The sequence below is a fragment of the Mycoplasma sp. CSL10137 genome (assembly GCF_017116845.1).
Lineage (GTDB): Bacteria > Bacillota_I > Bacilli_A > Mycoplasmatales > Metamycoplasmataceae > Mycoplasmopsis.
The window spans coordinates 41,877-60,391 of record NZ_JAFIRE010000003.1 but is presented as its reverse complement, the minus strand read 5'-3'; the positions used below and the strand labels follow the sequence as shown (position 1 = coordinate 60,391).

Below are 18,515 nucleotides of genomic sequence, written 5' to 3'. Positions count from 1 at the left end.
TTAAACCTCTTTCTTGGCTAATAATATTGATTCAAATGGTCTCAACGTATTAGCAACTATTTTGTTATCTTTATATGAAGATAAAAGCTGTGTATATCCCTTTAATTCTTCATCTAAAATTAATTCTTTGTTTGTAATATTTAATATAGCAATTAATTCTTGTTCTTCAAATTTTCTTGTAATTTTTGCTACTCCAGTTGATAATAATTCTATTTTTGAAGTACCGTCAACTAAAACATCATGAAATTTATCTTTACGCATCGAAATTAATTCTTTATAAAAGTAGAAAATACTATTTTTATCATCCAAAGCATCTTTAACATTAATTTCTTTTTGGCTTCTACCTAAAATAAATCATGGTTTATTACCTTTATTAAACCCAGCGTTTATTGAATTATCTCATTGCATTAGTGAACGACCAGCATCACGAGAATTTATATTTAAATATTTTATAAATTCACTTTCACTATAAACTTTTTTCTGGTCCACTAAATCTGCAAATCCGTTAGCAACGTCCACGTCTCTAAATTCATCTCTATTTGCAAAATGTGTATTTAATAGACCTATTTCTTCTCCATAATAAATACATGGAATACCTTTTAAGGTCATTAGCATTAAAGCGTGAGATTTTGCAGATTCCTCTCTAAAAATAGATTCATCACCTCAACGAGAAATACTACGTGAAGTGTCATGATTTGATAAGAAGTTAGTAAACATTTCAGGTTTAATTTTTTCATTATGTTGGAAAGGTTGTTGTTGATAAACAAATTGTTTGTAATCTCAGTTTGCATCAAAACCATTTCTTCCGGTCTTGTTGCTTCAACCAATTCATCATCATGAGAAATTGTAGTAGTTTTGAGAAACTTTTGATTCTCCATCACCGTATTTTAATAATTCTTCCGCAGTAATACCACTTGCTTCACCTAAAGTGAAAGCGTCAGGTTTATCAAAGAAAGCTTGTTGATTGAAGGCTTTTAAATAATCAACTGCACCATCACACCATGCAAAATATGGGTTTGCATTAACATCATCAAATGTCTTTGCAACGTGTTTAATTGCATCTAATCTAAATCCGCGAACACCTAAATCATATCAGAAGTTAATAACATCAACCATAGCCTTAATTGTGTCTGGATGTGCTCAATTTAAGTCTACTTGTTCTTTCGAAAATAAGTGGAAATAATATCTATTTACACTAGGAACAAATTCTCATGCAGAACCACCAAAAATGCTTTGAGCTTTCTTTTCTTCGTCATTTAATTTATCTCTTCAAATAAAATAATTGTGTTCTATGTTATCTCTAGATTCTATTGCTTTCTTAAATCAATCATGTTCATTTGAAACATGATTTAAAACAATATCCATTATAATGTCAATTCCTAATTTTTTTGCCTTAGTAGCCATTTCTTTAAAGTCTTCTAAAGTTCCGAATTGTTTTCATACTGATTTATAATCTAAAACATCATAACCAGCATCTACGAAATTTGTTTCGTATGTTGGTGTTAATCATATACTATCAATTCCTAATTCTTTTAAGTAGTCTAACTTTTCTGTAATTCCTTTTAAGTCACCGTCTCCGTCATTATTAGAATCATAAAATGATCTAGGAAAAATTTGATATATAACTCTATCTTTTAATTTAATTACATTTTTCATTATGCTCTCCTTAATAATATTGAAGAATTTTTATCTAAAATTCCTTTTTTAAATTTTATTCTCGAATTAAATAATATTTTGTCGCCATTATTTAATTTGTAATTAATTTCTTGGTTCGAAAAGTTATGTATTACTTCGATTGTTTCATTATTTAGTGAAATTGTAAAACTTAAAATCCCTTTTTGAATATTTGTTTTTGTAAATTTTAATGATTTATTAATTTCTTCGTTTGTTGCTAATCTAAAGAATTTTGTTTTATTTCTAAAGTTATTTATTTTTTTGAAGAAGTCATATATAAACTCTTTAACACCTTCTTTATCAAGATGTTCTCATTTGATAGCATTTACATAATCTGTTGTTTTGTATGAGTTTGGATGATACGAATTTTTGTCTGGTTTTTCATTAAAATCATCATACTCTGAAACTTTACATTTAAACCCTTCTTCACCAGAGTAATCACACGGCTTGCTTTGTAACAATTCGGTACCAGCTAAAATAAATTGTCTTCCTTGGGTGAAAGTGGTCATCATTAAAGCTTGACGATAAGTTTCTATACGTTCTATAAAAGTTAAATTAGTAGTAGTTGTATTAATTTTGTCTCAAAGTGTCATACCGTCATGACAAGCAGCGTAGGCTAAATTTGTTGCTATATCATCTGAATATAAAACATATTTTTCGCGTGAGTGTTTTGCGTTGCCGAAATTAAAATCTTTAATACCACCAACAATCGATGTAACGTATCTTTTAAATAGTGTTTTATCATATTTGGATATTAATCCTGGTTTAAAATCATTGTGTTCGTATCCTTTAATCGCGTCTCTAAGAGAATCGTTAAAGTAACCAAATCCAATATTATTTGATTTTACTCCTTTAATATATGAATCCTTAAATTTTAAATCAGAGAATGGTCAAGCTTCTCCGTGTAAAATTATATTAGGATTAATTTTACGTAATTCTTTAGCAATATAATCGATTGTTTCGTTGTGATGGAATGATGAAAGATCAAATCTAAAACCATCAATATTAAAATATTTAACAAAATACTTTAAAGAATCCACCATTATTTTTCTAACCATATAACGCTCATCTGCTAAAGGTGCATAATTAACAGGAGTTATTTTAGCGTTATCTCTATAATAATATCCTGGAAGTATATTATCATAAATAGAATTAGTCATCATGTGATTATAAACAACATCCATAATAACCCCAACACCATTATCGTGGGCATCTTGAACTAATTTTTTAAGTTCTTTAATTCTAGCGTGTGGGTCATCAGGATTTGAAGAATAAATTCCGTTGATTGTAAAGTAATTATGCGGATCATAACCTCAATTGTAATTTGTTGTTCATCCTTTACCTTCACCTTTTTTGTATATCTTTGTTTCGTTGTCATTAACGGTGTAAGCAGATTGAATAGGCAATAATTGAACGTGTGTAATTCCTAGGTCTTTTACGTATCTAAATAAATTGTGTTCTCTCAATGCATTAAATGTTCCGAGTCTGGATTTAAAATCTTTTTGATTTAAAGCGCTTGTGAAATCACGAACATGTAATTCATAAATACTTGCATCTACGTGATTATTTTTTCTTAAAATTAGTTTTTTTGGTTTGTTTCCATTTTTGTCTGAATTAATATTAAGTAAAATACCTTTTCCAACTTTTGTTTCTTCACCTTTTCAGTCAAAAGAAGCCAACGAATAAGCGTAAGGGTCTAACGCGTAGGTTTCGCTTTCGTTACTATGGGTAATTTTAAATTGATATAAGAAATTTTCATATTCGAGTGGTAACTCAAATTTTCAAATTACTTTTTCTTTAGTTCCTTGTAATGTATTTATTATTTTTTCTTTATCGTTTTTGTCGAAAATTAATAATTCTACATTTTTAGCAATTGGTTGCCAAATCTTAACTTGAATTAGATTGTTTTTAAATAAAACACCTAAATCATTTTTTTGATATGAATATTCTTTATCGAAATTTATGTAGAATTTGCTTGATTTATTTCTTAAATTCATAGTGATAGTATTATATAAAATAAGCGTTTTTAGCATTAAATTTTGTTTAAATTCTTGATATATCAACAAAGCAAAAAATAGCGTAAAAATAAGTATTTTGTTAGTTAAAATTTGCATTTATTTTATATATATTTTTTAATAAATTTTTATGATTTTGCATATAAAAAATGACTAAGCATTTGCTAAAGTCATTTTTATGATTTTCTAGCTAGTTTTTTAGAATATTTTTCTTTAAACCATTTTGTTTTCTTAAGTTTGTGTAATGAAAGAACTTCAAGCATTTGTCATAATCCACCGAATAATCAATAAATTTGAACACCAACTCCGAACATAATTGTAATAATTGCGAACACCGCGACCATAATTTTTTGAGTTTTTTCTGATTTTTTAAGCGCGTTCTTTTCTGAGATTGTTGTAGTTCTTTTGAATTTTTTTCTATTTAAGAATTGTGGTAATAATTGAGAAAGTATTTGGATTGCTATAGTTAGTACTAAAATTCATAGATAACTAAAGTCTCCACCCATAACTTTTTGGAATGAAACTGAAGAGAAGTTTAATCCTAATCAAACTGTATCTTTAATTTCAGGAATACCTTGAATAACCCTTCACATAGCAAGGAAAATAGGCATTGATATTAATAAACTACCAAATTGATCTAAAGGATTAATATTGTATTTTGCATATAGTGCTTGAATTTCTTGGTTTTTTCTCATTTTCATTTGTTTATTTTTTTCAAAACCTTGATATTTAGCTTCTATTGCCGCTTTTTTATATCTTAATCCTTCTTGTAATGATTGTGACATTTTAGTTTTAAAAGTTAATGCTAATGCTATTAATCTTGTTAAAACCAATGAAATAACAATGGCGATAATTGCTTCTCACCCTTTTAAATCAGGTAGTGATTGTTGTAATGATTGCACAACAACTGATAATGGATAAACTATTAAACCATAGAATGGTCCATATTCTCACGATTGTGCTCAATTAGAAATAGGTTGTAAAGGATAATCACCTCTAAACAATAATTCTTTATTAATAACGTTTAATTTTGATTCTTCAAAATTATACTTATTAATATTAGAAGAAATAATTTTAGATTGTTCTACACTTTTTGGGTCGTTTTTATCTTTTCTTTTTTCTACAAATCCTAAAGAATTTAGATAATTAAGCATTGTTTCTTGGTACATTCTAATTAATGTTAATTCCGGTTGAGAAACTTCAAATAAAGTTTCATCACTATCTTGAGCAACTATTGCTTTTTTGTCGTCTTTTATTAAACTTTTAAAATAATCTGATACTGATGTAAAGTCTTCGTCGTTAATTTTATTTATTGTATATTTATTTAAATCACTTAAAAATTTACTATTTTTACCAAATGTATAATTATAAAATTCTTGTAAAACATCTCTAGCAAACATAAAGTTTGCAATTGTAATTTTATCGTTTACGTTTGTAATATTTTTGTCTTTTTCATTGTAGTTATTTACTAATTGTAAACCACTAATAAAGTTAACTGATAAGTTTCCTTTACTATCAACATTGTAAACATCTTTTTGTATTGTTTTTTTACCATCTGCAGATTTTACATCTATTTTATGTTTCTTTACATCAATATATGGAATAGCGGTATTAGGTAAAAATCTTAGCAATACAATATCATCAATATCGTTTACATATTTATAAGAAGTTGAGTTAGCAGATTTAAATAAATATCTACCATTTTTTTCTACAATAAATCTATTGTTATTATCTTTTTGGCTTTCAATATTAATAGCGGATAAGAATATTTTTTGACCATTAGTTTCGACACCGTATTGACCACCGTTTTCTGTGGTTTGTTCTCTTAATTTAGATAAAATTTCTCTATCATTAACATAGATGTTTTTATCAGCATTTTGTTCTAATATTTGTAGCTTTGATATTTCTAATTTTTTTTCTGTATCGTTTCCGTCATTGTCAACTAAAGGTAATGTTGTTGTTTTTTCATTACCATATTCACGTTCTTTGAATGTATTAACTCTAGGTGCAATATCATTTTTATTTGTGAAAAATTCTATACCGTTACCAACGGTTGTTGAATTTTTCAAAACAAATGATTGAATACAACCTGTCATAGTTAGACCAAAAATTAAAAGATATAAAATGATTTTCATTCATTTAAAAAAACCTTTTTTAGCTTTTTCTTTTTTTTCGTCCGAACTATTGTTATTGTTTCTAAAATAATTAAAGTTATTATTTTTCATTTTTTCTAAATCTTTCAAATAATTTTTGTATTTCTACTTTTTTAATAGAAAAAGGAGAGTTACAAAACTCTTTTCTTGCAATAATAACAAAATCATAATTTAAATCATACGGATTTAAATTATTTATTATTGCCTTGAGTTGTCTTTTATTAAAATTACGACCAACAGCATTTTCAAATTTTTTAGGTATTGTTATACCCATTTTAAAAGAATTACTTTTCTTGTAGTATAAAACAATATATTTATTATGTAATGAATTGTTTTTACTTATTATTTCTTGAAAATCCCAATTCTTTTTTAGTCGATATATTTTTTTCATGTTGGTGCTTTTATTATTTGTCAGAAACTGTTAAATGTTTTCTACCTTTAGCTCTTCTAGCAGCTAATACTTTTCTACCATTGGCAGTTTTCATTCTTGCTCTAAAACCGTGAACTTTTGCATGTTTTCGTTTATTAGGTTGGTATGTACGTTTGCTCATTTTTCCTCCTTATTTAGATTATAATATTTAAGCGTATTTATATTATACAATAATTTAATTTATACATTAACTAATAATTATTATTGTTTAAAAGTTATAATAGTAATATTAATTCATTAAAAAAACATCTAAGTTTGCGTCTTGTTTATTAAGTTTTATTTTTTAATTTTATAAAAAATACAAATAAATATATATAATTAAAAATGTTTCTTTTTATAAGAAAATGATAGGAGTTTATAAATGAAAAAACTTTTTGCTTTTGATTTGGATGGAACCATTTTAGGTGAAGATAATAGCATTTCAGAATTTAATTTTAATGCTTTGAATTTGTCTAAAAAATCAGGTAATCTAAATGTAATAGCTACTGGAAGAGGTATAAGTAAAGTATTACCTTTATTTAATAAAAATACTATTAATAATTTTGATTATTTTGTGTGTTCTAACGGAGCAGTTATATACGATATAAAAAACGAAAAAACCTTTGTGTTAGGAAAATTAGATAATGCCATATTTGATATTATTAGAGAATACTCAGATGAAAATAAACTAGTATTAACAATAGATTCGTTAGATTATAATTGTACTATTTTACCTGAAAGTAAAATACCTAATTGGCTAAGTAATGAAAATAAAATGGATCTTAATATATTAAACATTTGTAATATACAAGACTTGAAAAATAATATAGAAAATAATAATTTTCATATTGTTCAAATCGCAACTAGAAATCCTAAAAAACACGCGAAAAAGATAACTAGTGAAATTATTAAGTTGCTTGATAAGTACAAGGTTTCAATTTTTCTAACCAACGGAGTGTATACTGACATTAACCCTTTAGGTGTTAATAAATTAAAGGGTCTTGAAAAAGTTTTGGAATTAGAAGGTTTATCACATAAAAATTTGATTAGTTTTGGTGATAGTGGAAACGATATTGCAATGTTAAAAAATGCTAACTTAAGTTTTGCAATGGGCAACGCAACAGACGATGCAAAGGAAGCTGCAAGTAGAATTATTGGTAAAAATAACACAAATGCAATAGGAGAAACTATCATAGAAATACTAAAATTTAATAATGTGTTATAATTTTGTCCTATGAATTATACAATTGACGTATTATCGTGAATAGCAGCGGTATTTGTGATGATTTTAAGTTTACCGCAGTTAATCAACATCATTAAAACTAAGAAAACAGGGAATATCAATTTTGTTTCGTTTTGAATTTTTCATACCGGAGTATTGATGTGAACATTTTGATCATCATTTGGTAGCGAGAAATTATTTGCAACATTAATTGCTAATTCAGTTTGTTTATTCTTATATACAGTCATGATTGGTTTGTTATATTATTTCAAAAAAGAGTTTAGCTTATTTAAAAAGAAAATAGCATATTTAGGATTATTAATATTTCTATTAGTTTGAACAAGTTTTATAATAATAAGAAATGTTTCTGACTTTAGATGAACCGCAGATGTTCAAACTGCTATGGCATTAATTTTCCCATCATTAACTACATTTGCGTTCTTGCCACAGCTAATTTTTTCTTGAAGACATAAGCATTGAAAAGGTATATCAATTTGAATGTATGTGATTTATGAATTAAATAACTTAGTTTGAATAATTTGATGAATATTATTAATAATATCTTCTGTTGGAGGCGCAGAAGTTGGTCCGTTTATTGGTGGATTAATTTGACAATTAATTTCATTTATCTTATTCGGAACACAATTTATATTTACATTTAAATATAGAAAAAGTTAACATTGCAGAATGTTAACTTTTCTTATTTTCCTATTATAGATTTATAAGTATCTATTGCAGTTTGTTTATCAAAAATTTCTTCAAGAACTTTGTATGCTAGTTTTTCAGCAGTCATAGCAGAACTTCCTGTTATAAAATTATTTGATACTACTACATCTGTATCTTCATAATCTTTATTATATCTAAATAATTTACTTCATTCGCTAGGAAAGCTTGTGAATTTAGTATTTTCTGGAATTAAATCATTTTCTTTTAGAGCATTCGGAGCGTCGCAAATTGCTCAAACTAGTTTTTGATTTTTAACAAATTTATTTATCAATTCGTGTGACTTAAAGTTTTTTCTTAAAACTTGCGCACCTTTACCGCCTGGGATAAATATGGCATCGTAATCTTTAAAATCAACTTCATTTAGGATATTATCTATTTTAGCTAAATTTAGTTGTCCGTTAGCGCTTTTGAGTACAGGGTTAAAATAATCAATTTTTTCAAATTTATTTGAACGACTTCAAATTGTTATCGGAGTTACTAATTCTAAGTCATTAAAATTATCTTCAAGCATAACTAATAATTTCATTTTATTTTTTGCCTCTTCTAATAATTCCTCTATACGAAAGATATATTATTAAAACAAGTGGCAATAATACAACTAATATAAATATAATTATATATGTTCTGAATCATGCTTTATTTTCACTTGCTTTTCTTTCTTCAACAAGTTTCATTACAGCTATTGCTGATTCAGCAGTACCAAATTGAGCTTTTACATCTTGAATTCTTTTTTTATCGTATAAAGTAATGAATAAATATAAAGCAAATATTCCAACAAACACACCACCATCAATTGCTAGCAATGTAGTTGTATTTCCAAATGTTGAATCAAGATTTTTCACTAAGTTTAAATATATATGTAAATTTAGTGAACCATTTGTTTCGCTTTCATTAAAAGGTTGTCCGATAGTTACTTCTTCTATACCAAAATAAAGTGTTATTATTGCTAAGTTAAAAATTAGGAAATAAGTAGTGAAGAAAACGAATATTCATGTAAGCCTTAATGATTTGAGAGTTAATGCTTTGTATAAATCAGCAAACATTGTGCTTGATGCTGCGTCACCGTTAGAATAATTAGATCTGTAATTTTTCTCAACGTTTTTTCAACCTGAAATTTTAATTAAACTTCTAACAGAAACGGAGAATGAAATTAAAAGTACAAATGCAATTAGTACGTATCATCCTATTCCTCTATGAGGATCTTTTGCGGTGTTTAAAAAATAATTTACACCAATTGCAGCTAAAGATAAAAGGAATAATACTCCTCACAAAGTGAAAGAAAGGTATCTTATTCTTTTTTCTTTTTTTATTATCGAATATGTTGATGGATTAAGTTGTTTTTGTGGATCAACAAAAAGAGAACTATTGTTAATTTGTGAAGTTTGTAAATTTACTGGTATCTGACCTGTTTCGATGTTAACAGAATTTGTGTTATTTTGTTTTGGTTTAAACATAATTAAATTTTAGATGGATTTTAAAATTCCACTATTTTCACTTTCTTTATTATTTGATTTAGGGTTTTCGTTTTCTGTTTTTTCTATTTTTTCACTAGAATTGTCTTTTTGTTTCTCTCTTTTTTCCAATTCTGAAAATAAAGAGTTAATAACTTTATCAAAGTTTATAATTTTATTTTCTTCTCTTTGGATATTTTTTTCTACGATTTGTGATATTTTACTTGAAAGTTGTTCTTTAGCTTCTGTTGTTAAGTTAGTTGAAAAATTACCTAATATTGATTTAGTTTTATTGTCTAATGAATCTTTAATATATTCATCATATATTTGTGAAATGTTATCAACAAAGTATTGTGTAGCAATTTCTTTTTTCTCATCTTTTGAGGCTGTTACGTATCTAGGATCATCAGATGTAACTTTAGCACGTACTTTTGCAGCTGTTTCATCGTCTATAACATTCATTTGTTTTAATTGTGGTATTTTGTCAAGATTATTTAAAACAATCTTTCTTAATTTAGGATCGTTTAATGTTTCTGTAAACCCTTCCATAACTTTTTCAAATTTTTCTTTAGCATCTTTATTATCAGGGTTATTAATATAATCATTAAACAATTGTTCACCACTAGTCAATACTTGATAAACTGATATTGCAAAATTTCCAATACCGTTAAGGCTAGCCCCCTTACCTCCAGTCATTATTTTGACAGCAACTTGGCTCGCCTTTGATGTACTGTTGTCTTTTTGGCTTGCACTTAGTAAAACGTTACTAAATAAGAAAATACCAAAAGATGAAGCAATCATATTTGAGGCTCCGGTTATTAATCTCATTGTTGTCTTTGTCACAAAACCTTTTTGTTTGTCAATTCTTTTTCTTCTTTTACGCATTCAAAAGTGAATTGAAAGGGTGATTGAGAAGAAAATACCCCTCAACAATCAGTAGAATAATAAAGCTGCAAATGTAATTACAAAAGGTATTACATCTTTATATTCTTTAAAACGTTCGTTATTTTGCATCAAAGTTGCAGCGGTTATAGAAAATATAATTGTTAATCCGACTGAAGCAATTTTAGCAATAATATATTTTGTTCTCAATCACATACCAACAACAAAAGATATTGCAAAAAGCGCAATAATAACAATTGGTATTATATATGTTAAGCTAGGTACATCTAACTTCGTAAAAAACGAGTTAATTTTTTCTAAAATTTGTGATATCGCGTCTTTACTTTTTTCTGAAGAACTATTTTCAGAAAAGTAACTAACGTAGTTTAAGTTCATTTGTATTCCTCTCCATATAATTTGTCTATAAATAAGTAGATTTTTTAAGTTTTTTTCAAGGTTCTTTTTTCTTTAGACGATCGATAAAAAGCATACCGTTTAAGTGATCTAATTCATGTTGAAAAACAATAGCTAAATAATCTGTAACTTCGTATCTTAAAAATTTCTTTTCGAAGTAACTATAAGCATCAACTATTATTCTTTTACTTCTATGTACATAACCTGCTTGATTTGGTCATTCTTCAGGAACAGATAAACAACCTTCACCTTCGCTTAGTGCTACTAATTCTTTACTTTTAAAAACAACTTTTGGATTAAAAAGTACATCTTTAAAAATAACTTTTTCTTTTTCGTCTTTTATAAAAATATAAAAAGCATTTTTTAGAATTCCATATTGAACTGCAGCAACACCTACACCAGGTCTAAATTTTGTTCCTTCTGTTTGTGAATCATCGATATGGTAAATCATTTGCTCTGCTAATTTTATGTTTTCGTTAGAAAGCGGTAATTCTACATCTAAGGAATTTTTCCTTAAAACCTTATCTGGTAATTCAACTATTTTTACATCAAATTGTTTTTGTTCATTCATAGTATTTATTATATAATTAATTACAGAAAAATTAAATATATAATTTATATAATTACACTTTTAAAAGGGAGAAAAATGGAAATTTATTTATCTATATTAACTAATTTGCTTTTTGTTGTAATTGGTTATTTGGTCGGCTCAATTAATTTATCTATATTATTAGGTAAATATTTTTTCAAAAAAGATTTACGCGAATTTAATTCTAAAAATGCCGGTTCTACTAATGCTAGACGTGTATATGGTAAATTTTTTGGAACTTTTATTTTAGTTGTAGATATTTTAAAACCTATAATTGTGATATTGTTATCATACGGAATATCTAAGCTTATAAACAATAGTATAAAAATTAATTTAGAAGTTTCAAACACATTTGAAAGTGCGAATAAGATTTACAATGAATTAATTTTAATCCCTACATTTGGTGGTTTTGCGGTTGTGTTGGGTCACGTTTTTCCTGTTTTTCATAAATTTAAAGGCGGAAAAGGGGTCGCAAATTTTGTTGGTTTAATGTTAAGTATAAATGTAATTTCCTTTTTGGTTTTTGTTGTTATATATTTTTTAGTTTTATATATTAAAAAATATGTTTCAGTAGCAAGCATTAGTGCATCAATTTCTTCTAGTGTGGTACTTTTTATTCCATGAATTATTACCGGAGAACTTGGTATTTTTAATAACATTTCAGGTATAAATTATTATTTTATAATTCCATTAATTTCTTTATTTTTAGCTTCATTAATAACTTACTCTCATAAGCCAAATATTTTAAGAATCAAAAATAAAACAGAACCAAAAATTAACTTTTAGACCCATATACTTTAATCTTGTGGATAATTATAATTGCATTTATATGCAATTATTTTTAATTAAATAAATATAATAACAATATATAATATTAATATGAATTATACGAAATATGCAACAGTAGATGTTGGTGGAACAAATGTGCGTTTTGCCTTATTCGATAAAGATGCCAAAATATTGATGAAAAATAAAACACAAACAAATATTAATAGTGCTGAAATTACATGCGATTGAATAATCGATCAAGTTAATAAATATAGTATTGAACATCTTGCTTTATGTATACCTGGGCCTAGCGATTATAAAAATGGTATTGTTTTAAAAAGCCCTAATTTATTAGGTTCTTGAGTTAACTTTGATGTTAAAAATTACTTATTATCTAAAACTAACTTAAAGTCAATTGTCTTTGAAAACGACGCAAATGCTATGGCTTTAGCAAATCATAATAAATATACTAAAGATGTCGATGTTAGTCAATTCTTCACAATTAGTACCGGTTTTGGTGCAGGTTTAGTTATAAATGATAAAATTTATCATGGTAATAATTATTATGCTCAAGAAATTGCGCAAATACCTGTATCGACAACAAATTTTAGTGAAAAACATCGTTTAATAAATGATTATGCATTAGAATTACACTGTTCAGGCAGTGGAATAGCAACAAAAGCTCAATTTTATAAGATTGCTAATAATGCAAAAGAAGTTTTCGAATTAGAATCAACTAACGAAATTGCTAAAAAAATAATTTTTGAGGCAAAAGACGCATTAACAAGAATATTTGCAATTAGTGCAGGAATTATTGCTCCCAAAGTTTTCTTTGTTGGTGGTAGCCTAGCTTTAGCAAACAAAAAATTTGTTATAGATGCATTTGAAGAAGCTAAAAAGATTAGTGATTTTAACCATTTTAATAATGTTGAATTAGTTTTTGATGAAATGGGAGACGATTCTGCACTAATAGGATTATATTACTTGATTAACCAAAATACATTGTCTTAATGTATTTTTTTAATATAGTACTATTTGATGTATCAAGTTAAAAAAAATAGATAATATATGATGGGGAAATTTTCTAAAATTGCCTATAATTAATAATACTATGAAGAAAAAAATAAAATTATTACATTTAACAGCTGGTATTTTAGCTCCAGCAACATCATTAATTGCTTTAAGTTGTTCGACAACAAAAACTGATGATAATGCTAAAAGCAAATTGGTAGCTTACGAACAAAGCGATTTTCAAAAAAGAAGAAAAGAATCAGGAAAAAATTGAATTGGTTGAAATAATCCAAAATTTGTAGAGATAAATAGACAAAAAAGTTTAAATAATTTTACATACTCTGACGAAGCCGAAAATGTAAAAGCTATTGCTCCTTTTAATAACAAAGCAAAGAGATCTAATGTTGTATATCAATTAATGGTTTATTCATTTGCAGATGGGAACGGAGATGGTATAGGAGATTTTATTGGTTTAAAAAATAACCTAAGTTATTTTACTAATTTAGGAATAGATACTCTTTACTTGTCTCCTATATTTCCAGCATCTACATATCATGGTTATGATGCAATTGACTATACAGCAGTTGCTCCAGAACTTGGCGGGATGGAAGCTTTTGATGCTTTCTTAATTGAAGCACATAAAAATGGAATTAGGGTTGTTCTAGATATGGCTTTCAATCATACTTCATACGAACATCCATGATTCCAAAGTGCGCTTTTAAATGATAAATCAACATATAGAAGTTTTTATAATTTTTACACAAATGTTGGTGGAGGAAGAGCAAATAGAGAAGGTGTTGATGATTCTAACTTAAGAACTTATTTTAAAGCAATACCTCAAAACGGTTCTCAATTTACAGATTATGATGGTAAAACATATCCAGTAAGAACTACAAATAAACATTGAGTGGCAGAATTTTGATCAGGTATGCCTGACTTAAATTTATTTAATTCTAGGTTACAAGAAGAAATAAAAAATATTCACTACTTTTGAGCTAAAAAAGGTGTAGACGGATTTAGATACGATGCATTCTATCATTTCTTCCAAAGCGAAAATAGATTTAAACGTACAGAGTCTGGCGCTTCTACAACAACTAAACTATTATCTGAATGAAGAAAAGCAGCGGAAAAAGGTTATGCTGATGCTGAAAAAGAAGGTGTAACAAGATCTTCAAATTCTCCATTCATGTTCGGTGAGTGATGAGGTGATCCTGCTGGCGCTACAGATAAAGGAAATTCGAAAGATTTTTGGTTTAATAAACAAGATGATTCTATGGCGATAGGTTCTTTAATTGATGCAACAAAATGAAGATACAATACAAATGTAAGTATTAGTCCCCAAGACGAAAGAAATGTTTTAAATAGTCTTAAAGATAAAAACGGGATTGCAAGAGAATGAATGCCTCATTTAGAAAATCACGATGTTGATAGATGAATTACATATTTTAGAAATACTGTTTCTCATGGTAAGGTAGGTGCAGAACCTAATACACTTAGTGATCAAGAAAGATCAGCATACGAATATGCAGTATTTTCATTATTAACAAGAGGAGGATATCCGACTCTTTACATGGGTGATGAAATATTAATGCAAGGCGGTAATAAAGGAGAAGGTGATACAAACGTTCGTGAACCTTGGTATTGAGGTGATATGTCTAAACAAGTTTATTTTAGTGACGAAAGAGACGGAGCTCAAATTTTACCTAAGGCATCTGTTGGTGAAGGTAATACAGAATATTTAATCTCTGATCCTAATGGTTTTTATAAACTTGTTTCTAAATTAATTCAAGTTAGAAAAGATTTTCCATCTGTAAGTGAACAAAAAGTTGAAAATATAGCTAACCCCGAAATAGTATTAGATTATCAATTAAGACCTGAAATTTACCAAGATGATTTTAAATATAATGAAACAGTTTTAAGAGATAATCACGACGGAACATATGTATTATTTATTTTTAACGGAGATAATAAACCTATTTCAAATGTTTGACTTAAAAAAGAGTTTGAGATAAAAAAAGTTTTATTATCTAAAAACATAACTGCAAAATTAATTGATGAATCTAATCCTCAAGAAAGCCCTACTCTTATACAAGGTAAAGATGGAGTTAAATTAGCTGCGTTCTTAATTGGTAAAAAAGAACAAAAATAAAACACTCATCTTGATATATCAAGTTAGAATGACAAAAAATGATTAAATTTATAAAGGTAGAAATATCATAAATAAATTTATTGTAAAATTATAATTAGGATATGAAAAAGAAATATAAAATAAAGAAAATCCCCTTTAAAACTAAAGTTAGATGGTTATTTCTAGGCAAGTACCCTTTAGAAAGAAAATATAAGCCTAAAATTTTAGAATACTTATTTCTTATATTTTCAAGTATTGTGCTTTTAATTCTTCAAATAATTTTTGCTTTATATTTGATAAATTTAGCAAAAGAGGTAGAAAAAGACAGGTATTTAGTTAGTTTAATTCTAGAAATAAAAAAATATACTACTAGAATTCTTATATCTATATATTTCACATCTTATTTGGTTGCTTTGATTTTATCGGTACATGTCTTTTATATATTGCGAAAGACAGAATTCAATAAATGGATTGCAATCATTGGTGTAGTTAGTTTATTATTAATGTTAACACCCATAAGTATCCTATTCTTAATCGTCGCTTACAATAAAAATGAATTAGCGTTCGAGTAAAAAAAATAATGGAGACAAAATGAAAAGAAAATTATTATTATCAACTGGTTTAGTTGCGGGTATCGCATCTCTTTCAACAGTTATTGCTTGTGGTTCTACAACACAAAGTTCATCAGGTAACACATGAGCAAATAGAAAAGAAATAGTTATTGCTGTTGATGGAGCCCAAGAAGACTTTTATAATGAAGTTATTAAAGAATTTAATGAAACACCTTATGCTAAGGAAAAAGGTTTCAAAATTCAAACAATTAACAAAAACGTTTTTGGTGCCTTAGATTTCGGTACACAAGGTTTAACAGATGAACAAGTTCCTGATTTATTTTATGCACCTAACGATAGAATTACAAGTACAGCACAAACAGGTTCATTAGCTGAAATCGATGAATTTGATCCTACTTTATTTGATGAACTTGCTAAACAATTAGGAGTTACATCTGCTGAAGAAATTAAAGAAATGAGAGATTTTGGTACTGTAGAAGGTGTTATTAAAGGTGATATAAACGCTGGTACAGTTAAAAAACTTTTAGCATTAAGACATAACGCTGAAGGTATAGTTATGGCATCTAGCGAAAACGAAGATGAGTCAAGAAAAATTTTAGAAAATGCAAATACTGATACATTAGCGGAATTAGTTACAAGTGGTGAAGCGTTATTAAGAATTCAAGACTTTTGATTTGGAAACGGAATCTTTGGTGGAGTTTTCGATAAATTACAAAAAGATAAAATTGAAAACGGTGAAGCAGCTGATTATTTAATGTCAAAAATACTTTATAGTGATAATAATGAAGTTAAATCAGGATTTATTAAATCAGACAAATTCCACCCAGAATTTAAAAAAGCTCTTGATGTAGTTGGTGATTTATTGTGACCAATTTATGAAGCTGCTTTTAAGAAAAACACAGTTGATTATGGACAAACTGTTTGAGGGAAAAAAGGTATTTCTCAAGCTGACTTAGTATCATTTTTAGGTTCAGATGTTGGTAATGCTCAAAACATTTCATTTAGATTAATGAAAGAAGGAAAAATAAAATTTGCTTTAGTAGGAACATGAGATATTCAAAATGCTCAATCTACAGCAAATGCAAAATCATTCTTTAACGTTGTTAATACAAAAGATGACTATAAATACTTACAAGCATCAGGTTCATGATCATACGCTATTAACGCAAGAAATAATGGTGTTTCAGAAGATAGAAAAAATGCTATCGTTGAATTAATTAAGATTATTTTTAAAACTGAACCATACTTAAAATACTTTGAAAGAGATTCAAAAATTCCTTTTGCTAAGGCAGAACGTACAAGAGTTCAAGAAGCATACAATAGAGTCAATACAGAAAAAAATGCTGAAGTAGCAAAATTTGCAACAGATTTAGGATTCAAAAATTTTGAAGACTTAATTGTAAAATATCAAGAAGTAGTTCAACCGATTGTTAAATTAGCTAGAAGTGGTTTATTAGGAAATACTTGAAGCATCGAAACAAATTCAGATCCTTTAAACGATGCTAATAAATTACCTAAATCAACATACCAATTATTAACAAAAGAAGAAATTAAATTAAAACCCGAAGATCAAAAAGGGAACTATAACGTTAAACCTGATCAAATGTCTAACGAACAATTTACAACTCTTAACAATAGTTTAGAAGATTCATATGCACTTAGAAACGTTCTTTCAGCAATATTAGGATTGACAAATCTTGCTGATCTTCGAGGTAACAATGAACCATGACAAATTGGTGAGGGTGTTATTAAAGGTGGATTATCTACAATAACAAATCCAAAATTTTCGGAATTAATGGAAGGTAATAACGCATGACACGTTAGAAAGGTAGAAAAATACATTTTCGGCGCTAACGGAGATAATGGTGATGAAAAAGAAGCTTTAATTCAATCATTTTCAAATGTTGTAAATGATGAAACTGGATTAAATGACTTAATTAATAGTGTTATCCAAAGAGCTAAAGACTTTTCTTCAGAAGTTGCAAAAACAACAGTTGTAGCTGATGTAATTGAAAAAGCTGTAAAAGGATATTTAGCTAACTTTGTTAACGTTGCTAAAGTAAGAAATGCTACAGCAGGAATTTATGCTGAAGGTAAAATGGTTAATTCTGATGGTCAACCTTCTGAAGTTACATTTGACGAAGTTACTGAAAAAACTGCTGAATACAACAAACTAAAAAGTGTTGATAAAGTTCTTCAAGTTGTTGCTTCAAGTAGAACAATCCAAGAAGGTGGAATTGGAATCTTGTCAACTCAAGAAAGACGTATCGATAACTCTAACCCTCAATTTGGTCAAGTATGAGGAAACTGAAACGAAAAAACAGTTGGTAACAAAGTTAAATTGGAAGAAATTAAAAATTCAGTTAATAACAAAGAACAATTTGTTGCTGCTATCGAAGATCATTTAAGTTACTTATTTGGTGAAACAGCTAAATCTATTACAGGTAAAGCGTCACTTACAGTTGCTTTCGATCCAAAAAAACCAGCTAACAATTAATAAA

At 27.3% G+C, this 18,515-nt stretch carries 15 protein-coding genes; 6 read left to right on the top strand and 9 right to left on the bottom strand.

All coding sequences use genetic code 4. The annotated features are described in order from the left end of the window. From JXZ92_RS02115 to rpmH, 5 genes are all read right to left on the bottom strand, one after another. On the bottom strand, nt 1-1,656 hold the full coding sequence (locus tag JXZ92_RS02115; RefSeq protein WP_205852142.1) for an alpha-amylase family glycosyl hydrolase: 1,656 nt from the start codon (nt 1,654-1,656) through the stop codon (nt 1-3). Beyond that, nucleotides 1,656-3,671 carry an alpha-amylase family glycosyl hydrolase gene (locus JXZ92_RS04220; RefSeq protein WP_205852141.1) on the bottom strand — a complete coding sequence of 672 codons (2,016 nt, stop codon included), beginning with the start codon at nt 3,669-3,671 and terminating at the stop codon, nt 1,656-1,658. Before JXZ92_RS04220 ends, JXZ92_RS02115 begins: the two co-directional genes overlap by 1 nt. Nucleotides 3,672-3,865: 194 nt before the next feature. After that, the gene (gene yidC, locus JXZ92_RS04215; protein ID WP_205852140.1) at nt 3,866-5,914 is read right to left on the bottom strand and encodes a membrane protein insertase YidC; all 2,049 of its coding nucleotides are present in this window, start codon (nt 5,912-5,914) and stop codon (nt 3,866-3,868) included. Continuing rightward, nucleotides 5,904-6,233, bottom strand: a complete 330-nt coding sequence (rnpA, locus tag JXZ92_RS02100) for a ribonuclease P protein component (RefSeq protein ID WP_205852139.1) — start codon at nt 6,231-6,233, stop codon at nt 5,904-5,906. Before rnpA ends, yidC begins: the two co-directional genes overlap by 11 nt. Nucleotides 6,234-6,246: 13 nt before the next feature. Beyond that, complete coding sequence (rpmH, locus tag JXZ92_RS02095) at nt 6,247-6,393, bottom strand: 50S ribosomal protein L34 (protein ID WP_205852138.1); 147 nt, start codon at nt 6,391-6,393, stop codon at nt 6,247-6,249. Nucleotides 6,394-6,633: 240 nt separating this feature from the next. Between rpmH and JXZ92_RS02090 the strand changes: the two genes are divergently transcribed. Together JXZ92_RS02090 and JXZ92_RS02085 are read left to right on the top strand one after the other, a co-directional pair. After that, on the top strand, nt 6,634-7,476 hold the full coding sequence (locus JXZ92_RS02090; protein WP_205852137.1) for an HAD family hydrolase: 843 nt from the start codon (nt 6,634-6,636) through the stop codon (nt 7,474-7,476). A 9-nt stretch (nt 7,477-7,485) separates the two neighbouring features. Further along, complete coding sequence (locus JXZ92_RS02085; protein WP_205852136.1) at nt 7,486-8,151, top strand: PQ-loop domain-containing transporter; 666 nt, start codon at nt 7,486-7,488, stop codon at nt 8,149-8,151. Nucleotides 8,152-8,173: 22 nt separating this feature from the next. On the opposite strand, the gene JXZ92_RS02080 is transcribed toward JXZ92_RS02085, so the two are convergent. From JXZ92_RS02080 to def, 4 genes are read right to left on the bottom strand one after another with little or no spacing between them, the layout of a single operon-like run. Then, entirely contained in the window at nt 8,174-8,725 is a 552-nt protein-coding gene (locus JXZ92_RS02080; protein WP_205852135.1) for a DJ-1/PfpI family protein, read from the bottom strand. 1 nt (nt 8,726) lies between these two features. Then, on the bottom strand, nt 8,727-9,653 hold the full coding sequence (locus tag JXZ92_RS02075; RefSeq protein ID WP_205852134.1) for an MSC_0882 family membrane protein: 927 nt from the start codon (nt 9,651-9,653) through the stop codon (nt 8,727-8,729). A 9-nt stretch (nt 9,654-9,662) separates the two neighbouring features. Further along, nucleotides 9,663-10,928, bottom strand: coding sequence for a hypothetical protein (locus tag JXZ92_RS02070; protein WP_205852133.1), 1,266 nt, complete (start codon nt 10,926-10,928; stop codon nt 9,663-9,665). Nucleotides 10,929-10,953: 25 nt separating this feature from the next. Next, nucleotides 10,954-11,517: a peptide deformylase gene (gene def / locus JXZ92_RS02065; RefSeq protein ID WP_205852132.1), complete on the bottom strand. Its 564-nt coding sequence runs from the start codon at nt 11,515-11,517 to the stop codon at nt 10,954-10,956. Between the two features lie 75 nt (nt 11,518-11,592). On the opposite strand from def, the gene plsY reads away from it, so the two are divergent. The 4 genes from plsY to JXZ92_RS02045 all read left to right on the top strand — a co-directional run bounded on the left by plsY (nt 11,593) and on the right by JXZ92_RS02045 (nt 18,511). Next, nucleotides 11,593-12,321, top strand: coding sequence for a glycerol-3-phosphate 1-O-acyltransferase PlsY (gene plsY, locus JXZ92_RS02060; protein ID WP_205852131.1), 729 nt, complete (start codon nt 11,593-11,595; stop codon nt 12,319-12,321). Between the two features lie 93 nt (nt 12,322-12,414). Beyond that, nucleotides 12,415-13,314, top strand: a complete 900-nt coding sequence (locus JXZ92_RS02055; protein ID WP_205852130.1) for an ROK family protein — start codon at nt 12,415-12,417, stop codon at nt 13,312-13,314. A 100-nt stretch (nt 13,315-13,414) separates the two neighbouring features. Continuing rightward, a complete protein-coding gene (locus JXZ92_RS04210) occupies nt 13,415-15,463 on the top strand; it encodes an alpha-amylase family glycosyl hydrolase (protein ID WP_205852129.1) in 2,049 nt (682 codons plus the stop codon). A gap of 570 nt (nt 15,464-16,033) precedes the next feature. Next, the gene (locus JXZ92_RS02045; protein WP_205852128.1) at nt 16,034-18,511 is read left to right on the top strand and encodes a hypothetical protein; all 2,478 of its coding nucleotides are present in this window, start codon (nt 16,034-16,036) and stop codon (nt 18,509-18,511) included. Nucleotides 18,512-18,515 lie beyond the last annotated feature (4 nt).